This is a genomic window from Streptomyces sp. NBC_00704 (genome assembly GCF_036226605.1).
In the GTDB taxonomy this organism is placed as follows: domain Bacteria; phylum Actinomycetota; class Actinomycetes; order Streptomycetales; family Streptomycetaceae; genus Streptomyces.
In genome coordinates, this window is sequence record NZ_CP109000.1 from 7,102,758 (window position 1) to 7,126,654 (window position 23,897).

At 74.3% G+C, this 23,897-nt stretch carries 21 protein-coding genes; 11 read left to right on the top strand and 10 right to left on the bottom strand.

Annotated elements, in window-relative coordinates; translation table 11 throughout:
- Positions 1-167 precede the first annotated feature (167 nt).
- The gene (locus OG802_RS30820) at positions 168-842 is read left to right on the top strand and encodes a formylglycine-generating enzyme family protein (protein ID WP_329415806.1); all 675 of its coding nucleotides are present in this window, start codon (positions 168-170) and stop codon (positions 840-842) included.
- Between the two features lie 64 nt (positions 843-906).
- Here the strand turns inward: OG802_RS30820 and OG802_RS30825 are convergent, their stop codons facing one another.
- Positions 907-1,362: a MarR family winged helix-turn-helix transcriptional regulator gene (locus tag OG802_RS30825; RefSeq protein WP_329415807.1), complete on the bottom strand. Its 456-nt coding sequence runs from the start codon at positions 1,360-1,362 to the stop codon at positions 907-909.
- Between the two features lie 150 nt (positions 1,363-1,512).
- Between OG802_RS30825 and OG802_RS30830 the strand changes: the two genes are divergently transcribed.
- Positions 1,513-2,970, top strand: a complete 1,458-nt coding sequence (locus OG802_RS30830; RefSeq protein WP_329415809.1) for an MFS transporter — start codon at positions 1,513-1,515, stop codon at positions 2,968-2,970.
- A 123-nt stretch (positions 2,971-3,093) separates the two neighbouring features.
- On the opposite strand, the gene OG802_RS30835 is transcribed toward OG802_RS30830, so the two are convergent.
- The 3 genes from OG802_RS30835 to OG802_RS30845 form a co-directional block, all read right to left on the bottom strand.
- The gene (locus tag OG802_RS30835) at positions 3,094-4,068 is read right to left on the bottom strand and encodes an alpha/beta hydrolase (RefSeq protein WP_329415811.1); all 975 of its coding nucleotides are present in this window, start codon (positions 4,066-4,068) and stop codon (positions 3,094-3,096) included.
- Between the two features lie 193 nt (positions 4,069-4,261).
- Complete coding sequence (locus tag OG802_RS30840; protein ID WP_329415812.1) at positions 4,262-5,209, bottom strand: FkbM family methyltransferase; 948 nt, start codon at positions 5,207-5,209, stop codon at positions 4,262-4,264.
- 246 nt (positions 5,210-5,455) lie between these two features.
- Complete coding sequence (locus tag OG802_RS30845; RefSeq protein WP_329415814.1) at positions 5,456-6,019, bottom strand: NAD(P)H-dependent oxidoreductase; 564 nt, start codon at positions 6,017-6,019, stop codon at positions 5,456-5,458.
- 131 nt (positions 6,020-6,150) lie between these two features.
- Here OG802_RS30845 and OG802_RS30850 point away from each other — a divergent pair, with 131 nt between their 5' ends.
- Entirely contained in the window at positions 6,151-6,843 is a 693-nt protein-coding gene (locus tag OG802_RS30850) for a TetR/AcrR family transcriptional regulator (protein ID WP_329415816.1), read from the top strand.
- A 104-nt stretch (positions 6,844-6,947) separates the two neighbouring features.
- Here the strand turns inward: OG802_RS30850 and OG802_RS30855 are convergent, their stop codons facing one another.
- Positions 6,948-8,078: an FAD-dependent oxidoreductase gene (locus OG802_RS30855; RefSeq protein ID WP_329415819.1), complete on the bottom strand. Its 1,131-nt coding sequence runs from the start codon at positions 8,076-8,078 to the stop codon at positions 6,948-6,950.
- Entirely contained in the window at positions 8,075-8,770 is a 696-nt protein-coding gene (locus tag OG802_RS30860; protein WP_329415820.1) for a TetR/AcrR family transcriptional regulator, read from the bottom strand. The genes OG802_RS30855 and OG802_RS30860 overlap by 4 nt, the downstream gene beginning before the upstream one ends.
- A 127-nt stretch (positions 8,771-8,897) precedes the next feature.
- Here OG802_RS30860 and OG802_RS30865 point away from each other — a divergent pair, with 127 nt between their 5' ends.
- Both OG802_RS30865 and OG802_RS30870 read left to right on the top strand, forming a co-directional pair.
- Positions 8,898-9,935 carry a LacI family DNA-binding transcriptional regulator gene (locus tag OG802_RS30865; protein ID WP_329415821.1) on the top strand — a complete coding sequence of 346 codons (1,038 nt, stop codon included), beginning with the start codon at positions 8,898-8,900 and terminating at the stop codon, positions 9,933-9,935.
- 382 nt (positions 9,936-10,317) lie between these two features.
- A complete protein-coding gene (locus OG802_RS30870) occupies positions 10,318-11,754 on the top strand; it encodes an aldehyde dehydrogenase family protein (protein ID WP_329415824.1) in 1,437 nt (478 codons plus the stop codon).
- Positions 11,755-11,803: 49 nt separating this feature from the next.
- On the opposite strand, the gene trxA is transcribed toward OG802_RS30870, so the two are convergent.
- On the bottom strand, positions 11,804-12,208 hold the full coding sequence (gene trxA, locus OG802_RS30875; protein WP_329415825.1) for a thioredoxin: 405 nt from the start codon (positions 12,206-12,208) through the stop codon (positions 11,804-11,806).
- A gap of 145 nt (positions 12,209-12,353) precedes the next feature.
- On the opposite strand from trxA, the gene OG802_RS30880 reads away from it, so the two are divergent.
- Entirely contained in the window at positions 12,354-13,772 is a 1,419-nt protein-coding gene (locus OG802_RS30880; protein ID WP_329415827.1) for a dihydrolipoyl dehydrogenase family protein, read from the top strand.
- A 78-nt stretch (positions 13,773-13,850) separates the two neighbouring features.
- Here OG802_RS30880 and OG802_RS30885 read toward each other — a convergent pair whose 3' ends face one another.
- Positions 13,851-14,495 (bottom strand): peptide deformylase, encoded by a 645-nt coding sequence (locus OG802_RS30885; RefSeq protein ID WP_329415828.1) that lies wholly within the window; start codon positions 14,493-14,495, stop codon positions 13,851-13,853.
- A gap of 175 nt (positions 14,496-14,670) precedes the next feature.
- Between OG802_RS30885 and OG802_RS30890 the strand changes: the two genes are divergently transcribed.
- Complete coding sequence (locus OG802_RS30890) at positions 14,671-16,101, top strand: PepSY-associated TM helix domain-containing protein (protein ID WP_329415829.1); 1,431 nt, start codon at positions 14,671-14,673, stop codon at positions 16,099-16,101.
- A 220-nt stretch (positions 16,102-16,321) separates the two neighbouring features.
- Here OG802_RS30890 and OG802_RS30895 read toward each other — a convergent pair whose 3' ends face one another.
- Positions 16,322-16,696 carry a tetratricopeptide repeat protein gene (locus OG802_RS30895; RefSeq protein WP_329415831.1) on the bottom strand — a complete coding sequence of 125 codons (375 nt, stop codon included), beginning with the start codon at positions 16,694-16,696 and terminating at the stop codon, positions 16,322-16,324.
- 146 nt (positions 16,697-16,842) lie between these two features.
- Here OG802_RS30895 and OG802_RS30900 point away from each other — a divergent pair, with 146 nt between their 5' ends.
- The 3 genes from OG802_RS30900 to OG802_RS30910 all read left to right on the top strand — a co-directional run bounded on the left by OG802_RS30900 (position 16,843) and on the right by OG802_RS30910 (position 21,124).
- Positions 16,843-17,424: an alpha/beta fold hydrolase gene (locus OG802_RS30900; protein WP_329415833.1), complete on the top strand. Its 582-nt coding sequence runs from the start codon at positions 16,843-16,845 to the stop codon at positions 17,422-17,424.
- Between the two features lie 959 nt (positions 17,425-18,383).
- A complete protein-coding gene (locus OG802_RS30905; protein WP_329415835.1) occupies positions 18,384-19,547 on the top strand; it encodes a PP2C family protein-serine/threonine phosphatase in 1,164 nt (387 codons plus the stop codon).
- A 380-nt stretch (positions 19,548-19,927) separates the two neighbouring features.
- Positions 19,928-21,124, top strand: a complete 1,197-nt coding sequence (locus OG802_RS30910) for a PP2C family protein-serine/threonine phosphatase (protein ID WP_329415837.1) — start codon at positions 19,928-19,930, stop codon at positions 21,122-21,124.
- A gap of 27 nt (positions 21,125-21,151) precedes the next feature.
- On the opposite strand, the gene OG802_RS30915 is transcribed toward OG802_RS30910, so the two are convergent.
- Complete coding sequence (locus OG802_RS30915; RefSeq protein ID WP_329415838.1) at positions 21,152-21,682, bottom strand: MarR family winged helix-turn-helix transcriptional regulator; 531 nt, start codon at positions 21,680-21,682, stop codon at positions 21,152-21,154.
- Positions 21,683-22,151: 469 nt separating this feature from the next.
- Here OG802_RS30915 and OG802_RS30920 point away from each other — a divergent pair, with 469 nt between their 5' ends.
- Entirely contained in the window at positions 22,152-23,801 is a 1,650-nt protein-coding gene (locus tag OG802_RS30920; protein ID WP_329415840.1) for a glycoside hydrolase family 27 protein, read from the top strand.
- Positions 23,802-23,897: the final 96 nt, after the last annotated feature.

Below are 23,897 nucleotides of genomic sequence, written 5' to 3' on the forward strand. Positions count from 1 at the left end.
AGCGGTGAGCGGCGGCCGGGCCGTGGTCGTACCTTCTGGCGGACGCCGTTCACCGCGCGGACGACGAGCCCGCCGGCAGCTGACCGGCACGGGCCCGACCGCCGCCCCGACGGCGCGGTGACCCCTCGACGGTCCGCGGCCGGTCCCGGTGATGAGATCATCCGCTCATGGACACGGGGGAGCGGGGGCCGACGATGATCGAGGTGCCGCCGGGCACGGTCACCCTCTCGGACCGGCGCACGCGGCGCAGCTGGGCGGTCGACGTGGCGGCCCACCTGCTGGCCGCGCACCCGGTCACGCGCGAGCAGTACGCGCACGTCACCGGCGCGCCCGGACCCGGCGACGGGACGGGCCGGCTGCCCGTCGAGAGCGTGTCCTGGTGGGACGCGGTCCGCTACTGCAACGCCCTGTCCGAACGCGAGGGCCTCACGCCCGCCTACCGGGTGGACGCCGGCGGCGACCTCGTCCACCGGGACGCGTCCGCCGACGGGTACCGGCTGCCCACCGAGGCGGAGTGGGAGCACGCCTGCCGCGCCGGGACCTCCGGTCCGCGCTACGGGCCGCTCGACGACATCGCCTGGCACCGGGGGAACTCCGGCGAACGCCTCCACGAGGTCGGCGGCCGGCTCCCCAACCCGTGGGGCCTGTACGACATGCTCGGCAACGTGTGGGAATGGTGCTGGGACGTCTACGACGCCGAGGTCTACGGCGCCTACCGGGTGCTGCGCGGCGGTGGCTGGTTCGACGAGCACTGGAGCTGCCGGGCCTCGGTGCGCCGCCGCAGCCACCCCACGTTCCGGGTGGACGACGTCGGGTTCCGCGTCGCGCGCACCGCGCACTGACCGCCGTCCCGTCGCGCTGGGCCGGTGATCCTCCCCTCCCGATCCTCGAGGAAGCCGGGAAGCCCTACGGGCGCGGCCAGGGGCGGCCGCCGAGGGCCTCGATGCCGTTGTTGAAGCGCCGCAGGTAGGCCGCGAACGCGGCCACGTCCTCGTCCGGCCAGTCGGCCATGACCAGGCCCAGGGCGTCCACGATCCCGTCGCGCTCCTCGTCCAGCAGGCGCGCGCCCTCGTCGGTGAGGCGGAACTTGCGGGCCATCCCGCCCTCGGGGTCCGGGATCCGTTCGATCAGCCCGGCCCGCATCGCCGAGGCGGTCTGCCGGTTCAGGGTGGAGGCGTCCAGGCCGAAGGCGTCGCTCAGCTCCCCGATGGACATGGGCCCCTGGACCCGGATCCGGCTCAGCATGATGTAGGCGCTGCGCTCCATGTGGCTGTCCTTGCGGCGGCCTCCGCGCTGGTTCAGGAACGAGTGGCGGCTGAGCAGCATCTGCTCGTACTCGACCTCGTGCGTCGGCGACTCCATGGCCCGCCCTCCGGTTTCCGTGCGGCCCGACCATCCTGGCACATCGTGTGCATGCCCCATGCGATGTGGTGGATACACATCGCATGTATGATGCACATCCGCCGTACGGCTTCCCGACGGCGTCGTCCGACATCCCAGCCGAGGAGTGCCATGGGCGCCCCCGCTCCGCACGTCACCGCCCGCCCGGGCGCCGTGATCGCCACCCTGGCCTTCGCCGGCACCACGGCGGCGATCATGCAGACGCTCGTCACCCCCCTGATCGCCGAACTGCCGCAGATCCTGCACACCTCGTCCTCGAACGCGGCCTGGGTGATCACGGTCACCCTGCTGGTCGCCGCCGTGTGCGTGCCGGTCGTCGGCCGCCTCGGCGACCTGGTCGGCAAGCGCCGCATGCTCCTCGCCTGCTCGGTGCCGCTGATCGCCGGCTCGGTGGTGTGCGCCCTCGCCTCCGACGTCGTCACGATGATCGTGGGACGCGGCCTCCAGGGCATGGGCATGGGCATGGTGCCGCTCGGCATCGCCCTGCTCCGGGACGTCGTGCCGACCGAGAAACTCAGCGGGTCCATCGCCCTGGTCAGCGCCTCCATGGGCATCGGCGGCGCCATCGGGCTCCCGCTGGCCGCGGCGGTCGCCCAGTACGCGGACTGGCGGGTGCTGTTCTGGGGATCCGCCGTGCTCGCGGCCGGCGTCGCCGTGCTGATCTTCCTGCTCGTCCCGGACGTCCCCGCGGGCGCCAAGGGCCAGCGCTTCGACCTGCCCGGCGCGATCGGCCTCGGCGTCGGCCTGGTCTCCCTGCTGCTCGCGGTCTCCAAGGGCGCCGACTGGGGCTGGGCCTCGGGCGCCACCCTCGGCCTGTTCGCCCTCGCCGTCGTGGCGCTGCTCGCCTGGGGCGTGTGGGAGGTGCGCACCACCGACCCGCTCGTCGACCTGCGCACCACGGCCCGCCCCCGGGTGCTCCTGACCAACGTCGCCTCGGTCTTCGTCGGCTTCGGCATGTACGCGAGCATGCTGGTGATGCCGCAGCTGTTGCAGTTCCCCGAGGCCACCGGCTACGGCCTCGGCCAGTCCATGCTCGCGGCCGGCCTGTGGATCGCGCCCGGCGGCCTGATGATGATGCTGGTCTCCCCGCTCGGCGGGAAGCTCACCAACGCCCGCGGTCCCAAGTTCACCCTGGTCTGCGGCGCCCTGGTGCTGGCCGCCGGGTACTTCGCCTCCATGGCGCTGATCGGCTCCGCCTGGGGCGTCATGCTGGTCACGGTCATCACCAGCAGCGGGGTCGGCCTCGCCTACGGCGCCATGCCCGCGCTGATCATGAGTTCGGTCCCGATCACGGAGACCGCCGCCGCCAACGGCTTCAACACCCTCATGCGCTCGCTCGGCACCTCGATCGGCTCCGCCGTCATCGGCGTGATCCTCTCCCAGATGACCACGACCCTGGGCGGCCACACCCTCGCCTCGGAGTCCGGGTTCCGCACCGCGCTCCTCGTCGGGGGCGGGCTCGCCCTGGTCTCCGCGGCCATCGCCGCCGTCATCCCCGGCGCGCGCCCCACGACGTCCGACGAGGACGGCGCCGCCCTGGCGGCCGCCCCGGCGGAGACGACCGTCTGAGAGGACGTAGGCCTGAGAGGACGTAGGCCTGGGAGAACCTGCGCCTGGGACCGCCGGGGTCTGTGACGACGCGGGTCGGCGGCCGTGGCGTCGACCCAGCCCCGCGCGGGGAGGGCCCGCGGGTCACTCGGCGAGCAGGCGGCGCAGCCAGTCCAGGTGGGCGGCCCGGGCCGACCTCGACAGCGCGGCCTGCGGCGCGAAGCCGTCGAACCCGTGGAAGCCGCCCGGCCACACATGCAGTTCGGCGACCCCGCCCGCCTGCCAGATCCGCGAGGCGTACGTGACGACCTCGTCCCGGAAGGTCTCCGCGGAGCCGACGTCGAGGTAGGCCGGGGGCAGCCCGGACAGGTCCTCGGCGCGGGCGGGCGCCGCGTACGGGGAGACGTCCGGCCCGCCGCGCCGCTCGCCGAGCAGGGCCGTCCACCCGGTCTCGTTGGCGGTGCGGTCCCAGGCGCCGACTCCCGCCATCTGGTGGCTGGAGGGGGTGTCGTTGCGGTCGTCGAGCATCGGGTACATCAGCAGCTGGCCGACGGGCCGCGGCCCGCCGCGGTCGCGCAGCATGAGGGCGAGGGCCGCGGTCAGGCCGCCTCCCGCACTGGCGCCGGCGATGACGATCCGGTCAGGGTCCGCGCCCAGTTCCTCGGCGTTCCGCGCCGTCCACAGCAGACCGGCGTAGACGTCCTCGGCCGGTGCGGGATGCGGGTGTTCGGGCGCCAGCCGGTACTCGACGGACACCACGACCATGTCCAGTTCGCGCGCCCAGCCGAGGATCACGTCCACGCCGGCGCGCCGGTCGCCGAGGACCATTCCGCCGCCGTGCACGTGGTAGACGACCGGCCGGGGCCGCTCGGGGGCCGGTCCGGCCGGGCGGCAGATCAGCAGGGAGATGTCCGGGGCGCCCTCGGGCCCCGCAACCGTGCGGTCCTCGGCCTCGAAGGCCCCGCCGGCCGTCAGGTCGAGCTGGGAGAGCAGTTCGAGGCCCGGCCCCCGGCGGGCGGCTTCGACGTCCTCCAGGGACAGCCCCGGCTGGATCACGTCCTTCATGAGCTCCAGGACGGCGGCGAGCTCGCGGTCGAAGGGCGGCGGCTGGGACGTCATGGGCTACTCCTCACACGGCACGCGGACGCGCGGCCGCTCGTGCCGCTCATGATCGGCCGACCGGCCGCGTCACCGGGCACCGCCGCGTCACCGAGCACCGCCGTACGGCCGAACCTGCCCGCCATCCGGCGCTTGACACCGGGCCCGGCCCCGAAGGCCTCCGGAGACGGCGGGTTGACGGCGCGTCGCGGCCCTACGCCGTGGGCGCGGCGTCCGCGCGCATCAGCACGCAGTCGAACTCGATCACCCGTCCCGTCGTCGCCTCGCGCGTCACCGGGTACATGCCGGTGATGCCGAATCCGGCCGCCTCGTACGCCGCGACGGCCTCGCCCATGCCGGGGCTGCCCTCGTACAGCCTGAGCACCGCGACCTCGGACTGCATGCCGACGAACTCCGCGATCCGCTCACCGGCTCCGGCGAACACCTCCAGGTCGTAGCCCTGGGTGTCCATCTTGAGGAAGGGGCGGGGTTCGGCGAGCCCTTCCAGCGCCTCGTCCATGACCTCGGCGAGCCTGCGGACGCGGATCTCCTCGGTGGCGCCCTGGGCGAAGCGGCTGTAGCGGCCCTTGCCGTAGTCGCTCGCCGACAGCAGGGAGTTCATCGTCTTCCAGCCGGTGTGGATCTGCGCCGTCGTCTCCTCGCGGCCGAGACCGCACTGGTGCACCTGCCAGGACGGATCGTCGGCGGCGGCCTTCTCCAGCCGGGCGAACGTCTCCGACGTGGGCTCGAAGGACACGATGCGGCCGGTGTAGCCGAGCCTGCGCAGCCGCTTGGCGTACTGGCCCGTGTTGGCCCCGACGTCGAAGACGCAGTTCACCCCGTACAGCTCCAGCATCGCGGTGACGTGCTGCGTGCACAGGTACTCGGCCGCCGCGAGCTGGAGCCTGCGTTCGTCGCGCCGCTCCGGGGCGTCCATGAGGAGGACGGCGCCGGTGTCGCCCAGCCGCACGGCCTCGCCGTCGTCCACGCCGGGGCGCTCGCCGTCCCTCGTGCGCCGCAGCACCCAGGTGTCCCTGCCCGCGCCGGTGGCCCGGTAGGGACGGCCGCGCCGGGCGACCACCGCCGTCCCCGGTCCGAGGTCGGTCACCTGGACGCCGATGCGGGGCATCAGGGCCAGCAGTCGTCGATAGAGGGTCTGCATCTTCCCAGCCCTATCAGACGGGGAGGCGCACAGTCCGCGGCTTCGACGACTTTTGCCCGACCCTCCACCCGACGGCCGGGACGCGCACGCGATCACCACGGCCCGGCGATCACCACGCCGGGCGCCGGCGGCCGCGCGTCGGGGGCGGGCGGGCGCGCGGAACGGCCGGACGGGGCCCGGAAGGTCTCCGGGCCCCGTCCGGCCGTGATCAGCCGCCGGCTCCGCCGGTCCTGCCGGCTACCGGGTTCAGGCGGCGACGGCCTCGCCCGCGTGGCCGTGCAGACGGGCGACGACCTCGGTCAGCTGCGCGGCGACCTCGGCGTCGTCCACCGGGTGGGTCTCGGCGAAGCGGGTGAGGGAGCCGGGGATGGCGAGCTTGAGGTCCTCGATCACCCGGCCGCCGGCGATGCCGACGGCCTTGCGGGCCTCGTCCTGCGCCCACACGCCGCCGAACTGGCCGAACGCGGTGCCGACCACGGCGACGGGCTTGCCGCCGAAGGCGCCGGCGCCGTAGGGGCGGGACAGCCAGTCGATGGCGTTCTTCAGGACGGCCGGGATGGTGCCGTTGTACTCGGGGGAGAAGAGCAGGAAGGCGTCGGCGGCCTGGGCGGCGGCGCGCAGCTTCGCGGCGGCGGCCGGGACGCTGCCCTCCACGTCGAGGTCCTCGTTGTAGAAGGGGATCTCCGCCAGACCCTCGAAGAGGTCGACCTCGGCGCCCTCGGGAGCGACCTTGACGGCCGCCTCGGCGAGCTGGCGGTTGGTGGAACCGGCGCGGAGGCTGCCGACGAGCGCAAGGATGCGGACAGACATGGGTACTCCCAAAGGCTGTGAAGCGGGGGCTGAGGCATGGTCGTCATGTATACGGACCGGGGTCCGCTTATTTTCTAGCACTCCAAACGGACCGCGGTCCAGTTTCATTCCCGGTGCTTTACGCTGAGTTCATGTCCGCCGTTCTGCCCCCCTGTCCGGAGCCCGAGGAGACGACCTTCGGCGCGTCCGAGCTCCTGCACCTCGGACCGTTCGACGACGAGCCGTGCCTGCGCGCCGACGCGGCCCGCAACCGGGCCCGGCTCCTGGACGCCGCCGCCCGGCTGGTCGCCGAGCACGGCGCGGCCGGGGTCACGATGGACGCCGTGGCGAGCGCGGCCCGGGTCGGCAAGGGCACGGTGTTCCGTCGCTTCGGCGACCGCACCGGCCTGCTCACCGCGCTCCTGGACCACTCCGAGCGCAACTTCCAGGCCGCCTTTCTGAGCGGCCCCCCGCCGCTGGGGCCCGGCGCGCCCCCGGTGGAGAGGCTGCGGGCGTTCGGCGTCGCCATGCTCCGGCGTTCCGTCGACGAGCTGGACCTGCAACTGGCGGCCGAGCCCGTGGCCGAGCGCCGGTACTCCGTGCCGCCGCGCCGCGTCCACCTCGCCCACCTGACGATGCTGCTGCGCGAGGCCCTGCCGGGCGCGGACGCCGAGCTGCTCGCCCACACGCTCATGGGATTCCTCAGCCCCGTCCTGGTGCACCACCTCACCCGGCAGTCGGCGATGCCGCCGGCCCGGCTGGAGGCGGGCTGGAACGAGCTGATCGACCGGGTGACGGGGGCCGGCGAGGCAGCGCCGGGGACGGGATCGCCGGATCAGGGGTGAGCCGCGGCGCGTCTCGGGGGTCAGCTGCGACGTGTCTCAGTGGTGAGCCGCGACGCGTCTCAGGGGTCAGCTCGACTGTCTCAGGAGGTGAGCCCCGACGTGTCTCAGTGGTGAGCCGTGAAGAGGTCGACGACGGGCTGCGGGGCGTCCTCCGCGAACAGGGCCGTCGCGTTCGCCGCGGACTCGGCGGCCGCCGCCTCGCTGCGAGGGAACAGCCTCTCCTCGTAGCGGCTCAGCGCCGTCTCGTGGTCGCCGGGATGTTCCACGAGCGCCCGGCCCAGTTCGGCGCCGTCCAGCATCGCGAGGTTGGCGCCCTCGCCCGCGAACGGTGACATCAGGTGGGCGGCGTCGCCGAGCAGGGTGACCCCGGGCACGCGCTCCCAGCGGTGGCCGACCGGCAGGGCGTGGATCGTGCGGGGCGTCAGCGGACCGGGAGCGTCGGCGATCAGCGCCCGCAGGCCCTTGTCCCAGTCCGCGAAGTGCTCCAGGACGCGGGCCTTCGCCGTGTCGAGGTCGGCGAAGTCCACGCCGTCCGCCCAGTCCTCGGCGACCCGCAGCGCGGCGTAGACGTGCAGGCCGCCGTCGGGCTCGCGGTGGGCGAGGAAGCCCTTGCCGTGGCCGAGCGCGAAGAGCAGGCCGCCGCCGACGACCTCGGCGCTCACCGGATGACGCGTGTCCGCGTCGGGCAGGTCCGCCTCGACGAAGGACACGCCCGAGTACGCGGGTTGGGCGGCGGACAGCAGCGGCCGGATCCGCGACCAGGCGCCGTCGGCCCCGACCAGCAGGCCGGTGGTGAAGGCAGTGCCGTCGGCGAGGCAGACCTCGTGGCGGCCGCCGCCCAGGGGGCGCGCCCCGGTGACCTTGGCGCCCCAGCGGACCGTTCCCCCGGGCAGCGCGCCGAGCAGCAGGTCGCGCAGGACGCCCCGGTCGATCTCGGGCCGGCCGCCGGCGCCGTCGTCGTCCTCGGCGTGCCGGACCACGGCGTCCTTGTCGAGGACCCGCACCGCCTCGCCGCCGGGCATGATCCGCTTCCGGAACTCCTCGTGCAGTCCGGCGGCCCGCAGGGCGAGTTGGCCGGAATCCTCGTGGATGTCCAGCATGCCGCCCTGGGCGCGGGCGGCGGGGGAGGAGTCGAGGTCGAAGACGGCCGCCTCGACGCCGTGTGCGTGGAGCACCGAGGCGAGGGTGAGCCCGCCGAGTCCGGCGCCGATGATCGCTATGGGGTGGTGGCTCACGGTGAGGTCTCCTTCGTCGCGGGGCCGGGTACGGCGGTGCGCTCGATGCCGGCGATGAGGGTCCTGATGCCCCAGGACAGGCGGGCCTCGGGCGGGCCCGACAGCAGGGGTCCGGCGAGGGCGGCGATGCGCGGGTGGGTGTCCGGCGAGGCCTCGCGCACGGCGTGCCGCAGGGCGTCCCACTCCTCCTCGGATGCCTCGTCCGCGTGTTCGGCGGCCGTCGCGGTGGCGTGCTGGAGCAGCAGGTCCACGCCCCACGCGGCCTGCGCGGCGGGTGTCCCGCCCTCTTCGAGCAGCCCCAGCAGGGTCTCGATCAGGTTCAGGTAGTGCGGTCCGCTGGGCCGCGCGGTGAGGGCGGAGCGGGCGAGGTCCGGATGCTCCAGGAGCATCGCGGTGTAGCCGGTGAGGACCTGCTCCAGCCGCTCGTGCCAGGCGCCTCCGGCGGCGGCCGGGTCGATGGTGCCCAGGAGTTCGTCGAGCACGGCCGCGTGCAGTTCCGCGGTGTTGCGGACGTAGACGTAGAGCGAGGCCGGGCCGGTGTCCAGCTCCTCGGCGAGGCGTCGCATGGTGACCTTGCGCAGGCCTTCGGCGCGCAGTACCGCGACGGCGGCGGCCACGATGCCCTCCCTGGTCAGGGCGGGCTTGGCCGGGCGTTCGCGACGGCTGCGCGGGGTGTCGGGGCGTGCTGTCATGCCACCACAGTAACGAACATGTTCGTTGCGAACAAGTACGTCACGAACATGTTCTTTGACGGTTCGTCGGACAGGGCGTCCCCCGCCCCGACCCCTGCGCACGGCTTCTGCCAAGATGCGGTACGTCATGGTGCAGATACCGAACACGCCCGCGCCGACGAAATCGCCGGCCCCGCGCCCCGTGCCCACGAGCGCCGACGTGGCCCGCCTGGCCGGCGTCTCGCGCGCGACCGTCTCCTACGTCCTGAACAACGCCGGCACCGTACGCATCAGCGAGCCCACCCGCCGCCGGGTCCGCCAGGCGGCCGAGGACCTCGGGTACGTGCCCCACGCTGCCGCCCGCACCCTGCGCGCCGGGCACAGCCGGGTGGTCCTGATGCCCACGCTGCCCGTCCCGGCCGGCCCGCTCTACAGCCGGTTCGTGCACGAGTTCCAGGGAGCGCTCACCCGCCTCGACTACACCGTCGTCCAGTACGGCGCCCCCGGACTGCGCGGCGACGACGCGGCGCGGGCCTGGGCCGAACTGCGGCCCGTCGCCGTGCTGGTGCCCACCCCCGGCATCGGGCCGGAGGGCGTCGCCGTCCTCAAGCGCTCCGGCGCGCGCGCCGTGGTGACCCTCGGTCCCGAACCCGTCGACGGCGCCCACGCGCTGCGCCTGGACCATGCGGACGTCGGCCGCGGAGCCGTCGCCCACCTCTGTGCGCGCGGCCGCCGCCGGATCGGCGTGGTCGTCCCCGAGGAGCCGGGCATGGAGGTGTTCTCCGCACCCCGACTCCAGGGCGCCCGCGAGGCCCTGGCCGGAACCGGGGCCACGGTGACCGAACTGCCCCTCGCCTACCGCGAGGAGTCGGCGGCCGCCCTCGCCGCCCGCTGGTCGAGTCTGGGCCTGGACGCCGTGTTCGCCTACAACGACGAGTACGCCATGCTGCTGATGGGCGCCTTGCAGGAAGCGGGCGTGCGCGTTCCCGAGGACGTCGCCGTCATCGGCGCCGACGACCTCGTGCTGGGGCGGCTGCTGCGGCCCCGGCTCAGCACCGTGCGGATCGCGCTGCCCTCGGGCCGCTACCTCGCCTCGCTCGTGGACCGGGCCGTCCGCAGTCCCGCGGCCGCCCTCGAGTCGCACGAGCCGTTCGCGGCGACCGTCGTGCACCGCGAATCCAGCTGAGCCCACGACCACGGGCACGGCCCGCTCCACGGCCGTGCCCGGCAGACCCGTTGAAGTTCCCGCCAGGTCCGGGGAGTTGAACCGAGGGTCGGGGAGTGGCCCGTCCCGGTCCGGGGCGCGCGGCCGGGCGGTGCCGCGTACCGTGGGGACCGGGGCCGTACGCGTCGGGAGACCTCCGATTCCGCTGTGAAGCGACTAAGATGTTGCATGCTCAACCAGACGGGGATGCGTTCGCTCACGCATGCAGCCCGCCCGGCTGCGCAGGATCACCGCATCCCGCCACGCCGCCGCCGAACTGGCGGCCACCCGCACGGGACTTCCCCTCCGCGTCCTTCGCGTGGGAGCGGGCGGGTCCCGCGGGTCACCGATCGGAGAGCCCCCCATGCCGTTGCTCGACCCCCAGAACTGGCAGCCCCGCACCCTCTCGGGCCCCCGGTACACCGTCACCGAGCCCGCGACCGGCGACTCGCTGGGCACGGTCGTCCTGGCGAGCGGCGCGGACGTCGGCCCGGCCGCCGAGGCCGCCCACGCCGCCCGGTCCGCATGGGCCCGCCTGCCGCACTTCGTGCGCGCCGGAGTGCTGCGCAGGGCCGGCGACCTGTTCGCCGCGCACACCGGGGAGCTGCGCGACTGGATCGTCCGCGAGTCCGGTTCCATTCCCGGCAAGGCCGAGTTCGAGCTGCACGTCGCCGCCCAGGAGTGCTACGAGGCCGCCGCCCTCGCCTCCCGCCCGGCCGGTCAGGTCCTGCCCAGCGAGGCCCCCCGGCTCTCCTACACGCGGCGCGTGCCCGTGGGCGTGGTGGGCGTGATCTCCCCGTTCAACGCCCCGCTGATCCTGTCGATCCGCTCCGTCGCCCCCGCCCTCGCGCTCGGCAACGGCGTCGTCCTCAAGCCGGACCCGCGCACGGCCGTCTGCGGCGGACTGGCCCTCGCCGCGGTCTTCGCCGAGGCGGGCCTGCCCGACGGGCTGCTGCACGTCCTGCCGGGCGGCGCCGAGACGGGCGCGGCCCTCGTCGCCGACCCGCGCGTGCCGGTGATCTCCTTCACCGGCTCCACCGCGGCCGGCCGCACGGTCGGCGAGGCCGCCGGACGCCATCTCAAGCGCGCCCACCTGGAACTCGGCGGCAACTCCGCCCTGATCGTCCTGGAGGACGCCGACCTCGACGCCGTGATCTCCACGGCCGCCTGGGGATCCTTCTTCCACCAGGGCCAGATCTGCATGACCACCGGCCGCCACCTGGTGCACGCCTCGCTCTACGAGGAGTACGTCGAACGCCTCGCGGCCAAGGCCGACGCCCTCGCCGTCGGCGACCCGCACCGCGCGCAGGTGCACCTCGGGCCGCTCATCGACGACGGCCAACTCGCCAAGGTGCACGCCCTCGTGGAGGCCAGCACGGGCGGTGGCGCCAAGCTCGCCGCCGGCGGCACCCACGACAGCCTCTTCTACCGCCCGACGGTCCTCGCCGGCGTCGACGACGACACCCCCGCCTACGCGGAGGAGGTCTTCGGCCCCGTGGCGCCGGTGCGCCCCTTCACCACCGCGGACGAGGCGGCCGCGCTGGCCGCGCGCAGCTCCTACGGCCTCTCGCTCGGCATCGTCACCCGCGACGCCGCCCGCGGCCTCGACCTGGCCGAGCGCATCCCGACCGGCATCGTCCACATCAACGACCAGACCGTGAACGACGAGGCCGTGGCGCCCTTCGGCGGGGTGGCCGCCTCCGGAACCGGCGCCCGCTTCGGCGGCGAGGCCAACCTGGAGGCCTTCACGGACGTGCGCTGGACGACCGTGCGCGGCGACGTGGCCCCCTACCCCTTCTAGAACACCCCGAGGTCCCCGGACTCATGCGCCTACGCGGACGCTCCGGGTCTCACTCGCCCGGGGCCGCGGGGGAGCCGTCGGCCGCCTCCTTCGCCTGCTGCTCCTCGATCGACCGGCGGACCTCGTCCATGTCCAGTTCGCGCGCCTGCCCGATGACGTCCGTGAGGGCGGCCTCGGGCAGCGCGCCCGGCTGGGCGAACACGGCGACCCGGTCCCGCACGATCATCAGCGTCGGGATCGACTGGATGCCGAAGGCGGCGGCCAGCTCCGGCTGCGCCTCGGTGTCCACCTTCCCGAACACCAGGTCCGGGTTCTCCTCGGCGGCCTTGTCGTAGACAGGCGCGAACTGACGGCACGGCCCGCACCACGACGCCCAGAAGTCGATCAGGACGAACTCGTTCTCGGTGACCGTCCGGTCGAAGTTCTCCTTGGTCAGCTCCACGGTGCTGCTCATGACCTGAATCCTTCTTCCCGGTGCTTCCTGCCAGGCGCTCCCTGACATGGGGGTGAAGACGTCCGCGGCAACGCCGCCGGCCGCTCGCGTATTCCGCGCGCCTACCCGTGTGGCCACCCCGCACACCACCCACCAGACTGACCCCATGACGGAAACGGAAACCAACCTGTACGACGTGGTCGTGCTCGGGGCCGGACCCGTGGGGGAGAACGTCGCCGACCGCACCCGCGCGGCCGGCCTCACCACCGCGGTCGTGGAGAGCGAACTGGTCGGCGGCGAGTGCTCGTACTGGGCCTGCATGCCCAGCAAGGCCCTGCTGCGCCCGGTCATCGCCCGCGCCGACGCCCGCCGCCTGCCCGGCCTGCGCGAGGCCGTGCAGGGCCCCCTGGACACCGGGGCGGTCCTGGCCCGCCGCAACTGGTACACCGGCGACTGGACCGACGACGGCCAGGTCGACTGGCTCAGGAGCATCGGCGCCGACCTCCACCGCGGCCAGGGCAGACTGACCGGCCCGCGCACGGTGAGCGTGGGCGACCGGGTGCTCACGGCCCGGCACGCGGTCGTCGTCGCCACCGGCACCCGCGCCGCCCTGCCCGCCCTGCCCGGCCTCGCCGACGTCCGGCCCTGGACGAGCCGCGAGGCCACCAGCGCCCAGTCCGCGCCCGGCCGGCTCGTCGTGGTCGGCGGGGGAGTCGTCGCCACCGAGATGGCCACCGCCTGGCAGGCCCTCGGCTCGCAGGTCACCCTCCTCGTGCGGGGCAAGGGACTGCTCGACCGGATGGAGCCGTTCGCGGGCGAACTGGTCGCCGAGGCCCTCACCGAGGCCGGCGCCGACGTCCGCACCGGCACCTCCGTGGCGTCCGTGACCCGCACGGACGGCGTCGTCGTGGTCGTCACCGACACCGGCGAGCGCGTCGAGGCCGACGAGATCCTCTTCGCCGTCGGCCGCGCCCCGCGCACCGACGACATCGGCCTGGAGACCGTCGGCCTGGAACCCGGCTCCTGGCTCGCCGTCGACGACAGCCTGCGCGTCGACGGCACCGACTGGCTGTACGCGGTCGGCGACGTCAACCACCGCGCCCTCCTCACCCACCAGGGCAAGTACCAGGCGCGGATCGCGGGAGCCGCCATCGCCGCCCGCGCCGCAGGAACACCCCTGGACCGGGCCGACCCGTGGAGCGCGCACGCCGCCACGGCCGACCACGAGAGCGTCCCCCAGGTCGTCTTCACCGACCCGGAGGCCGCCTCCGTCGGCCTGTCCCTGGCCGAGGCGGAGGCCGCCGGGCACCGGGTGCGGGCCGTCGACGTCGACATGTCGTCGGTGGCGGGCGCGGGCCTGTACGCCGAGGGCTACAAGGGCCGCGCCCGGATGGTCGTCGACGTGGAGCGGGAGATCCTGCGCGGCGTCACCTTCGTCGGCCCCGGCGTCGGCGAACTCATCCACTCCGCGACCGTCGCCGTCGTGGGCCAGGTCCCGATCGACCGCCTCTGGCACGCGGTCCCGTCCTACCCGACGATCAGCGAGGTGTGGCTGCGCCTCCTGGAGGCCTTCCGCGACAACTGACGCCCGGCCGACCGGAGTTCACCGACGGCCGGCGCGGGAGCCGTCGGCCCGCGTCGGCCGCGCGCGGTGCGGGCGCGCCTACGGCAGCGGGAAGCCCAGCGCGGCGGCCGCCTCGGCCGGCGTGGGCCGGGCCCAGCGATCCAGCACCGCCTGGTTCGACGACAGCGAGCGCAGTTCGGCCCGGTCGAGATAGAGCAGGCCGTCGAGGTGGTCCGTCTCGTGCTGGACGATGCGGGCCGGCCACCCCGTGAACACCTCGTCCAGGGGCCGCCCGCGCTCGTCCTCGCCGGTCAGCCGGACCGCGGCGTGCCGGGCCACCACCGCCTGGTAGCCCGGCACGCTCAGGCAGCCCTCGAAGAAGGCCGCCCGGTCCGGACCGACCGGCTCGTACACCGGGTTGACCAGCACCCGGAACGGCTGGGGCACCCGGCCGCGGGCCAGCCGCACCTCGTCCGGCACCGGCGCGGGATCCTCGATCACCGCGATCCGCAGCTCCACCCCGACCTGCGGCGCGGCGAGGCCGACCCCGGGCGCCGCGAGCATGGTCACGCGCAGCGCCTCGACGAACCGGGCCAGCAGGTCCGCGTCCAGCTCGCCGTCGTACCGCGCGACGCCCGCCCGCAGCACGGGATCACCGGCCGCGACGATCGGCAAGGGACCGCCGGGGGCGAGGAGTTGCTCGATCCGGTCGGCGAGCGGGGCGCGGGGAGGGGGAGTTGCCATACGGCCAGCATCCCAGACCGAAGCGATGTGACGCGCGTCACCGCAAGCGGCGGGAACTCGGGCCGGTCCCGCCCCGACTACTGGGACGTCACGGCCGAAGAACGCCCCCGGAAGCCCCCGCCGGGCGGCTCCCGCCGGCTCTTCGCTCCCCCCCCGACCACGGAGAAGCCCGCCGATGTCCACCGTTCCCCCGACCGCCCCCGCCCTCGACGCCGCCGGACCGGAAGGACCGCCGTCGCGCGACGCGCCGCGGCCGGCGGATACCACGCCGAGGCCCCGCGGCCCGTGGGCCCCGCTGCTCCCGCTGGTGCTGCGTCTGCACTTCTACGCCGGCGTGTGCGTCGCCCCCTTCCTGCTGGTCGCCGCGGTCACCGGGTTCCTCTACGCGGGCGCGTTCCAGGCCGAGAGGCTCCTCTACGCCCACGAGACGACCGTGCCCGTCGGCGCTGCCGAACTGCCCGTCTCCGCGCAGGTGGCGGCGGCCCGCAAGGCTCACCCCGAGGGGACGGTCACGGCCGTCCGCCCCTCACCCGAGGACGGCGCCACGACCAGGGTCATGCTCTCGGGCGCCGAGGGAGTCGACGCCACCCACACCCTCGCCGTCTTCGTCGACCCGTACACCGGCCGGGTGCGCGGCGCGCTGGAGCAGTACGGCTCGACCGGCGCACTGCCCCTGCGCACCTGGATCGACGAGTTCCACCGCGACCTGCACCTCGGCGAGAGCGGCAGGCTGTACAGCGAGTTCGCCGCAAGCTGGCTGGGGGTGATCTCGGCCGGGGGCCTCGTGCTGTGGTTCTCCCGCCGCCGCGCCCTGCGCACGGTGCGCGGCACGAGCGGACGGCGCCGCGCGCTCGGCCTGCACGGCACGGTCGGCGCGTGGGCCGCGGCCGGCTTCCTCTTCCTGTCCGCCACCGGACTGACCTGGTCGACCTACGCGGGCGCCAACGTCGACGAACTGCGCACCGCCCTCGGCCAGTCCACCCCGTCGGTCTCGGCGGCCGCGAGCGGCGGCGACCACGCGGGCCACGCCGGTGCGTCCGGCGCGGGCGGCGACGCCGGGCACGGCGTGGGGCTCGACAGGATCCTCGCCGCCGCGCGAGCCGAGGGGCTGGGCGACCCGGTCGAGATCGTCCCGCCCGCGGACGCGTCCTCCGCGTACGTCGTCAAGCAGGTGCAGCGCAGCTGGCCCGAGAAGCAGGACGCCGTCGCGGTCGACCCGGCCACCGGCGAGGTCACCGACGTCTCCCGCTTCGCCGACCACCCGCTGCTCGCCAAGCTGACCCGGTGGGGCATCGACCTGCACACCGGCGTCCTGTTCGGCCTGGTCAACCAGGTGGCGCTGATGCTCCTCGCGCTCGCCCTGATCCTGCTGATCGTGCTCGGGTACGTCATGTGGTGGCGGCGCGGCCGCGGCTCCTCCTTCGGCCGGCCCGTCCCGCGCGGGGCCTGGGCCCAGGTCCCGCCGCACGTCCTCGTGCCGCTGATGGCGGCGGTCGCCGCCGTCGGCTACGTCGTCCCGCTGCTGGGCATCCCGCTCGTGGGCTTCGTCGTCGTGGACGTCGTTCTCGGGGAGTTCGCACACCGCCGCCGCAGCCGGGCGGCCTGACCGTCGGGGGTCCGGGCCCGCGGGTCCGGGCCCCGCAGGTCCGGTGGGCCCGCCTCCCGGCCGCCCCCGAACCCCGTCACCGGCAACGCCCACACGCCCGCCCACGACGGCTTACCGTGCTGCTCCGCGCCGGGCCCGTCGTCCCCGCCGCGGCCCGCGCGGACGACCCGCGCGGGCCGCGGCTGTGCGGCGGACGTACCCGGCGGCGGGGGCGCGGACGTCAGCCCTGCTGAAACTCCCCGGACAGGGCGGCGGCCAGCCGCAGGTGCGGCGCCGCCTCGTCGCGCCGCCCCTGCCGCTCCAGGGTGCGGCCCAGCATCAGCCGCGCGTAGTGCTCCACCGGGTCCCGTGCGACGATCGTCCGCAACTCGGCCTCCGCCCGCCGCAGTTGGGCCGAGTGGTAGTAGGCGCGTGCCAGCAGCAGCCGCGGTCCGGTCTGCTCCGGCTCCTCCTCGACGAGCCCGGCGAGCACCCGCGCGGCGGCGGTGTACTCCTTCGCGTCGAAGAACAGCCGGGCCCGCTCCCACCGTTCGGCCTGCGTTCCGTGGGCGTAGTACGCGCTCGCGCCGGTCGTCGTCCCGTAGGTCGTGTCCACTGGTGACCTCCTTCGGCGCGGACAACCGGAACAGGTTGTTGAATATTCCAGGACAGACCTCGTCGGGTGGCGCTGTGGTGGCGCTGTCGGACCCTCTTGCGATGCTGGGGAGGCGGTGACACCACGAGGATGCGAGGGCGGACGCCATGGCGGGGAACCGGCAGATCCTGTTCGTCCAGGGCGGCGGGGCGGGCACGTACGACGCCTGGGACGACAAGCTGGTCGCGGCCCTCGGGCGAGCGCTCGGCGAAGGGTACGAGATCCGCTACCCGTGCATGCCCGACGAGGACGACCCTGACCCCGTGCGGTGGGCCGCGGCCCTCCGGCGCGAGCTGGCGGACCTGGAGGACGGCGCGGTCGTGGTCGGCCATTCGGTGGGCGGCACGATCCTCGTCCACACGCTCGCGGAGCGGCCGCCCGAGGCCCGGCTCGCCGCGGTCGTGCTGGTCGCCGCCCCGTTCGTCGGCCGGGACGGCTGGCCGGCCGACGGGTTCGGGCTGCCCGACGACCTCGGCGCACGTCTGCCGCACGGCATCCCGGTGCACGTCTTCCACGGACTCGCGGACGAGACCGCCCCGCCGTCGCACGCGGGTCTCTACGCCCGCGCGATCCCGCGGGCCCGGGTGCACCGGTTGCCCGGACGCGACCACCAGTTGAACGACGATCTGCGCGAGGTGGCCGAGGTGATCCGCTCCGACGCTCCCGGACGCACCCGCGTGATCGCCTGAGGCGGCCGCGCGCGGAGCGGCCAGGAGTCGGCGGGCAAGGGCTCGGGGCGAGGCGTGAACCGGCGGGTTTCGGCTCTCGTGCGCAAAGGGCGCCGCATCACGGGGTAAACGGTCTCCGGAGCGGAACAGCTCCGCAGGACAGTTGCCGTTTGACAACTATGGTCATGAGGCAAGAAAGTGGAGGCCGGACGTGCAGGGGGAGGGATCTGGATGCTGCGGTGGGCGGAGTCCGCTCCGTTCGCCGGACGCCGGCGTCGAACGGCGGGCGGCAGGTGAGACGCCTCCGGTCGGCCGCCCAGGCTGCGCGGTTTCCGGCGTCCCGGGCGTCGTCGTGCGTCTGCGTCTGCATCGGCGTTTGCGTCTATGTCTCCGTCTGCGTCGGCATCGCGTCGCCGAGCGGCTCGACTTCCCGCGCGCTCTCGCGGCGGCCCCGTCGGTCGGCAGGGCGCGCACGGCCCTGGCCGCCGCCCACGTGGCGACGCACCTCGCGCCGGTCCACGGCCGCAGCGCCCGCCTCCCGCTCGTCGGAGCGGGCCCTCCACGGCCGGTCGCACAGCCGGCCGGCCGACGGAGGCGGGGACGCGAGCGTCCCGTTGAGCGTGCGCAGACCGACGCTTCCGCGATGCCCGAGGAGCGGCGGCGCACGCGGCCGCGACGCCGAGACGGGCGCCGCGGCGGCCCGCCCCCACGGCATCTCCGGCGTTTTCGACACCTCCGACACCTCCGGCGACTCCGCGGCCGCGCGGCAGGCCGCGTCCGGCCCACGGCGGCGGCGGCGGGAATCCGCCGTCACGTGCGCGCAGGCGCCGGGATGACCGGCGGCCCGCAGGGCGGCCGGTGACCGGCCGCCGACGGACCGGGCCCTGCCCCCTGGCGCTGTACGCCGCGGTGCGCCCCGTGCGCGCAACCTGCGCGCGCCCCTGCGAACGTCCGACGAAAGATTGGGTGTATTGACAACCGTGAACAGATTCGTGACCGCCGAGCGTGCTCTGCGTACGGCGGCGCCCCACGAGTTGCCCGACGCGGCCCGCCGCGTGCTCCGCGAGGAGTACGCGGCGGCCGCGGTCGAGCTCTTCATGGCCGACTACGGTCTGACCGTGCTCCAGCCGGTGTCCGTGCTGCCGGACACCCTCGAACCGCTGTCCGTGCACAACAGCCCGGCCGGCCGCGCCTTCGGCGCCCAGCAGTCGTACCTCGAAGCCCTGCCGCGCGGGCAGGTGCGCGTGCACCTGCCCGTGACCGTGCGCGGAGACCGGCTGGGCGTCCTGTCGGTGACCATGTCGGACGAGGAGCACGCGCGGGACTGCCTCACCGAGCTGGCCGAGATCGCCGACGTGCTCGCGCACGAGGTGGTCGTGGCCGAACGGGACACGGACCTGTATCTGCAGGCACGGCGCAAGGACCGGCTGACCCTGGCCGCCGAGATGCAGTGGCACCTGCTGCCCGGCCGTTCCTGCAAGCGCCCGGAGTACGAGCTGGGGGCCCAGCTCGAGCCCGCGTACGCCATCTTCGGCGACAACTTCGACTGGTCGGCCACCGCCGACCGGCTGACGCTGTACGTGTCCAACGGCATGGGCGAGGGCATCGAGGCCGCCCTGCTGACCAACCTGGCGGTCAGCGCCCTGCGCAACGCCCGGCGGGCGGGCATCTCCCTCCCCGACCAGGCGGCCCTCGCCGACCAGGCGATCTACGCCCACTACCGGGGCCGCCGCTATCTGTCGGTCCTCATGTTCGACTTCGACCTCGCCACCGGACACGCCCGGGTGGTGGACGCCGGCTCGCCGCAACTGCTGCGTCTGCGCGACGGAACGGTCGAACGGGTCGCGTTCGAGGCGCAGTTGCCGCTGGGCATGTTCGAGGAGACCGACTATCTGGCGCAGGACTTCCAGGTCGAGCCGGGCGACCGTCTCGTCTTCGTCAGCGACGGCGTGTACGAGGCCCCTTCCCCCGGAGGGGAGACGTACGGGGACACGGCCCTGGCCCGCGCGATCCTGTCGACCCGGCTGCTGCCGGCCGCCGAGGTCCCCCGCGCCGTCCTGCGGGAACTGACGGGACACCGCGGCCGGACCGCGCCGAACGACGACGCCCTGGTGGTCTGCCTCGACTGGCACGGACGGCAGTGACGACACACGGAGCGTCCCGCCGGTGCGGCTCGGCGCCGTGCGGACGACGGCGCCGAGCCGCACGGGACCGCGCCGACCGGCCCGCGCGGACCGCGCTCCCGGACCGCACCGCGCGGACCGGGCCGGGTGCGACGGGCCGCCCGGCTCGGGCCCCGCGAGGCGGCCGGTGCGAGCCGTCGGGCGGGGCCTCCCGCCCCTCAGGCGCCCCCAGGGCGGCGCGCGGCCGCTCCGCCCGGCCGCGCCCACGGGCGGGGGCGAGGCCGCACGTCGGGCCCGTCAGGCGCGGGTTCCCCGCGGTCGCCGGGCCCCTCGGCCGCGGACATCCCCGCGGTCGGGCCGGGGCGTGCATGGCGATAATGTGGAGGGAACAGGGGGAGAGAGTGGATGCCGTGAACACATCTGAACCGGCGCCGTCCGCGGAGAGCCTCCTGCGCGCCGCCGCGCCCCACGAGCTGGTGGCCACCGCCCGCCGCCTCCTGACGGACCGTGTCGGGGCCCAGGAGGTGACGCTGCTCCTGGCCGACTACGCGCTGAGCGTGCTGCAACCGGTCACCCATCTCCCGCACACCGCGGCCCCGGTCGCCGTGCACGACGGGCCGGCCGGACGCGCCTTCACCGACCAGGCGCCGGTGGTCGAGGTCGCCGACGGCTCGCCGTCCACGCACGTCGTCCATCTGCCCCTCACCGTCCGCGGCGACCGGCTGGGCGTCCTGTCCGTCCGTCTGCCCAGCAGCACGACCGACCCGGCCATCGTGCTCCGGCTCACCGACTTCGCCACCGCCCTCGCCCACGAGGTCGCCACCGCCGGACGCGACACCGACCTGTACCTCCAGGCACGCCGCACCCGACGGCTGACCCTGGCCGCCGAGATGCAGTGGCAGCTCCTGCCCGGCCGGGGCTGCGCCCGCCAGGAGTACGTGATCGGCGCCCACCTGGAGCCCGCCTACACCGTCGGCGGCGACAACTTCGACTGGTCGACCGACGCCGACCACCTCACCCTCACCGTGACCGACGGCATGGGCCAGGGCATCGAGGCCTCCCTGCTCACCAGCCTCGCCGTCGGCGCGCTGCGCAACGCGCGCCGCGCCGGCATAGGGCTCGCGGACCAGGCCTGCCTCGCGGATCAGGCCCTCTTCGCCCAGTACGGCGGCAAGTCCTACGCCTCGACCCTGCTGTTGCGGCTCGACCTGGAAACCGGCGCCGTCCGCGCCGTCGACGCCGGTTCGCCCCAGCTCTTCCGCCAGCGCGACGACACCGTCGAGCGGATCGAACTCGAGGCGCAGCTCCCGCTCGGCATGTTCGAGGAGACCCCGTACGACGAGCAGACCTTCCGGGTGGAACCGGGCGACCGGCTCGTCGTGGTCAGCAGCGGCGTGCACGGCGCACGCGCCGCCGACGGCGGGTCCTTCGGGGAGCGGGCCCTGCGGCAGACGCTGAGCGCCACCCGCCGGGAGTCCCCGCACGAAGCCGCGCGCGCCATCGTGTCCGGTCTGATCGAGCACTTCGGGAGCAGGGAACTCGCCGCCGACGCCGCGGTCGTCTGCCTCGACTGGCACGGCCGCGACGGCGCGACCTGACGGCCGAGGGGGACGTCCCGGACCGGGTCAGGCGCGGTCGGGATCCGCGGGGCCCGCGGATCCCGCGGGGCCGGGGTGCTTCGGCGCGGCGCCGCGGGCGGTGTGCAGGGCCCGCAGCCCACGGTGCAGCGCGACCCTGTCGGCCGGCTCCAGCAACCCCAGCACGGCGGCGAGCGCCTGCGCGCGCCGCCCGGCCACATCGCTCAGCACCTGCCGGCCGGGCAGCGTCAGCCGCAACTGCACCTCGCGGCGGCTGAACGGATGGGTGCCGCGTTCCAGCAGGCCGGCCGCCTCCAGTCGGTCGCAGAGCCGGCTGGCCGTCGGCATCCCGAGGTCCAGCCGCTCCGCGAGGGCGGTGAGGTTGAGGCCCGGCGCGTCCGCGACGGCCCGCAGCGCCTTGAGCTGATGCAGGGACAGCCGCAGTGCCGCCTCCTGGGCGGCCACGGTCCACAGGTCCGTCAGGCTCTCCACGGCGTCGGCGATCTCCCGGGCGGCGGCCCGAGGACCGTGGTCCGGCCCCTTCGCCTGATCGTTGTCGGCGCCGTCGAGGTGCGTCACGAACGAGTCTCTTTCAGTAAGCCCGAGGCAATTCACATGCAATGCTCATTCAAACGCACTACCCGAAGAGCGAACGAGCAACCGGCCGATACTGCATCCGGTCCAGGACATTCGCGTGACGAACACGCCGAGGGCGCGGGCAGGACAGATCCCGTCAATCCGGCTCGCATGATGCGGGATCGGTGACGAAAGCTTTCGGGATCCGCAGGCTTCCGTGAGGACTCTGAAGCGGCGGGTGGGACAGTCGGCCTGTCTGCCGTGTTGACACCCGCGGCAGTCTCTCTACCATCCGTGGGGTCGGCATTCCGAAATCCTACCGAAATTTCGAACAGTCACATCGCTGTCATATGCATGACATCCGCCTTGCGTGCCCCGCGCGTGTGTCCTGCCCGTGCCAGTCATCCCTTGTCTCCCACGGCGCCGTCGGTGGTGACCACCCTCGGCGCTACACCCTTCGGAAAGGAACCGCGTGCCCAGACCAGGCAGACGACTCCTCGATCTCCTCGCGGCCGCCGCGCTGACCGTCGCCGCCTCCCTCACGGCCGTCGTCCACTCCACCGACGTCGCCGCGGCCGCCCCCGGCAGTCCGGCGCTCACCCCGCCGCTCGGCTGGAACAGCTGGAACAGCTTCGGGTGCGGAGTCACCGAGGCGCAGGTCCGACAGGCCGCCGACGCGATGGCGTCCTCGGGCATGCGGGACGCCGGTTACCGGTACGTCGTGGTCGACGACTGCTGGTTCGACCCGCAGCGCGACGCGTCGGGCAACCTGCGGGCCAATCCGTCCAAGTTCCCCGGCGGCATGAAGGCGCTCGGGGACTACATCCACGGCAAGGGCCTGAAGTTCGGCATCTACCAGGTCCCCGGCGACCGCACCTGCGCGCAGACCAGCGGCGCCTATCCCGGGTCGACGGGCAGCAGGGGGCACGAGGCCCAGGACGCGGCCACGTTCGCGTCCTGGGGCGTGGACTACCTCAAGTACGACTGGTGCTCGTCGAGCGGAACCCGTGACGAGCAGGTCGCGCGGTTCACGCTCATGCGCGACGCGCTGCGCGCCACCGGCCGGCCGATCGTCTACAGCATCAATCCCAACAGCTTCCACGCCATCACGGGCGCCTCGTACAACTGGGGCGAGGTCGCCGACCTGTGGCGGACGACCGAGGACCTGCTCGACATCTGGCAGAACGGCAACACCAACAGCTACCCGATGGGCGTCGGCAACGTCCTGGACGTCACCGCCCCGCTGGCGGCCCAGTCGGGCCCGGGACACTGGAACGACCCCGACATGCTCGTCGTCGGCCGCCCCGGTCTGTCGCTCACCGAGTCCCGCTCCCACTTCGCCCTCTGGGCCCTGATGGGCGCCCCGCTCATGGCCGGCAACGACATCCGCACCATGTCCTCCGACGTGAGCGCGATCCTGCGCAACCCGCGTCTGCTGGCCGTCGACCAGGACGCGTTGGGCGCCGGCGGCCGCCGGGTGCGCGACGACGGCAACACCGAGGTGTTCGCCAAGCCGCTGTCCGACGGCTCGGTCGCGGTCGGCCTGTTCAACCGCGGGTCGGGCGCCACGACGATCTCCACCACGGCCACGCAAGCCGGGCTGTCCGGCGGGCAGTTCACCCTCACGGACCTGTGGACCGGCGGCACGTCGAGCTCGTCGGGCCCGATCGCCGCGAACGTGCCCGCGCACGGGGTGGCCGTGTTCCGGGTGAGCGGCGGCAGCCCGCTGGCCGCCACCACCTCGCGACTGCGCGGCGCCGGCTCCGGCCGCTGCATGGACGTGGACAACGGCTCCACCGCCGCCGGCGCCACCGCCCTGCTGTGGGACTGCCACACGGCCGCCAACCAGCTCTGGACCACCTGGGCGGGCGGCGAGATCCGCGTGTTCGGCGACAAGTGCCTCGACGCCTACGAGCGGGGAACCGCCAACGGCACCCGCGTCGTCACCTGGCCCTGCAACGGCCAGGACAACCAGAAGTGGACCGTCGGCTCCGACGGCACGGTCCGCAACGTCCACGCGGGACTGTGCCTCGACGCCGACCGGTCCGGAACCGCCAACGGCACCCCCCTCGTCCTGTGGAGCTGCGACGGCCGGGCCGGCCAGAAGTGGAGCCGCGCCTGAACGACGCCGACGGCGCGACCCGGACGATCCCCGTGACGGACTCCGGAGCCTCGCGGACAGGTGCCCTCCGGTCGTGACGCACGGCCGGGGGCCGAG

Excerpts from the sequence above, each read along its gene's own strand:
- OG802_RS30820 (WP_329415806.1), top strand. The coding sequence starts at position 168 with ATGGACACGGGGGAGCGGGGGCCGACGATGATCGAGGTGCCGCCGGGC.
- OG802_RS30825 (WP_329415807.1), bottom strand. The coding sequence starts at position 1,362 with ATGGAGTCGCCGACGCACGAGGTCGAGTACGAGCAGATGCTGCTCAGC.
- OG802_RS30830 (WP_329415809.1), top strand. The coding sequence starts at position 1,513 with ATGGGCGCCCCCGCTCCGCACGTCACCGCCCGCCCGGGCGCCGTGATC.
- OG802_RS30835 (WP_329415811.1), bottom strand. The coding sequence starts at position 4,068 with ATGACGTCCCAGCCGCCGCCCTTCGACCGCGAGCTCGCCGCCGTCCTG.
- OG802_RS30840 (WP_329415812.1), bottom strand. The coding sequence starts at position 5,209 with ATGCAGACCCTCTATCGACGACTGCTGGCCCTGATGCCCCGCATCGGC.
- OG802_RS30845 (WP_329415814.1), bottom strand. The coding sequence starts at position 6,019 with ATGTCTGTCCGCATCCTTGCGCTCGTCGGCAGCCTCCGCGCCGGTTCC.
- OG802_RS30850 (WP_329415816.1), top strand. The coding sequence starts at position 6,151 with ATGTCCGCCGTTCTGCCCCCCTGTCCGGAGCCCGAGGAGACGACCTTC.
- OG802_RS30860 (WP_329415820.1), bottom strand. The coding sequence starts at position 8,770 with ATGACAGCACGCCCCGACACCCCGCGCAGCCGTCGCGAACGCCCGGCC.
- OG802_RS30865 (WP_329415821.1), top strand. The coding sequence starts at position 8,898 with ATGGTGCAGATACCGAACACGCCCGCGCCGACGAAATCGCCGGCCCCG.
- OG802_RS30870 (WP_329415824.1), top strand. The coding sequence starts at position 10,318 with ATGCCGTTGCTCGACCCCCAGAACTGGCAGCCCCGCACCCTCTCGGGC.
- trxA (WP_329415825.1), bottom strand. The coding sequence starts at position 12,208 with ATGAGCAGCACCGTGGAGCTGACCAAGGAGAACTTCGACCGGACGGTC.
- OG802_RS30880 (WP_329415827.1), top strand. The coding sequence starts at position 12,354 with ATGACGGAAACGGAAACCAACCTGTACGACGTGGTCGTGCTCGGGGCC.
- OG802_RS30885 (WP_329415828.1), bottom strand. The coding sequence starts at position 14,495 with ATGGCAACTCCCCCTCCCCGCGCCCCGCTCGCCGACCGGATCGAGCAA.
- OG802_RS30890 (WP_329415829.1), top strand. The coding sequence starts at position 14,671 with ATGTCCACCGTTCCCCCGACCGCCCCCGCCCTCGACGCCGCCGGACCG.
- OG802_RS30900 (WP_329415833.1), top strand. The coding sequence starts at position 16,843 with ATGGCGGGGAACCGGCAGATCCTGTTCGTCCAGGGCGGCGGGGCGGGC.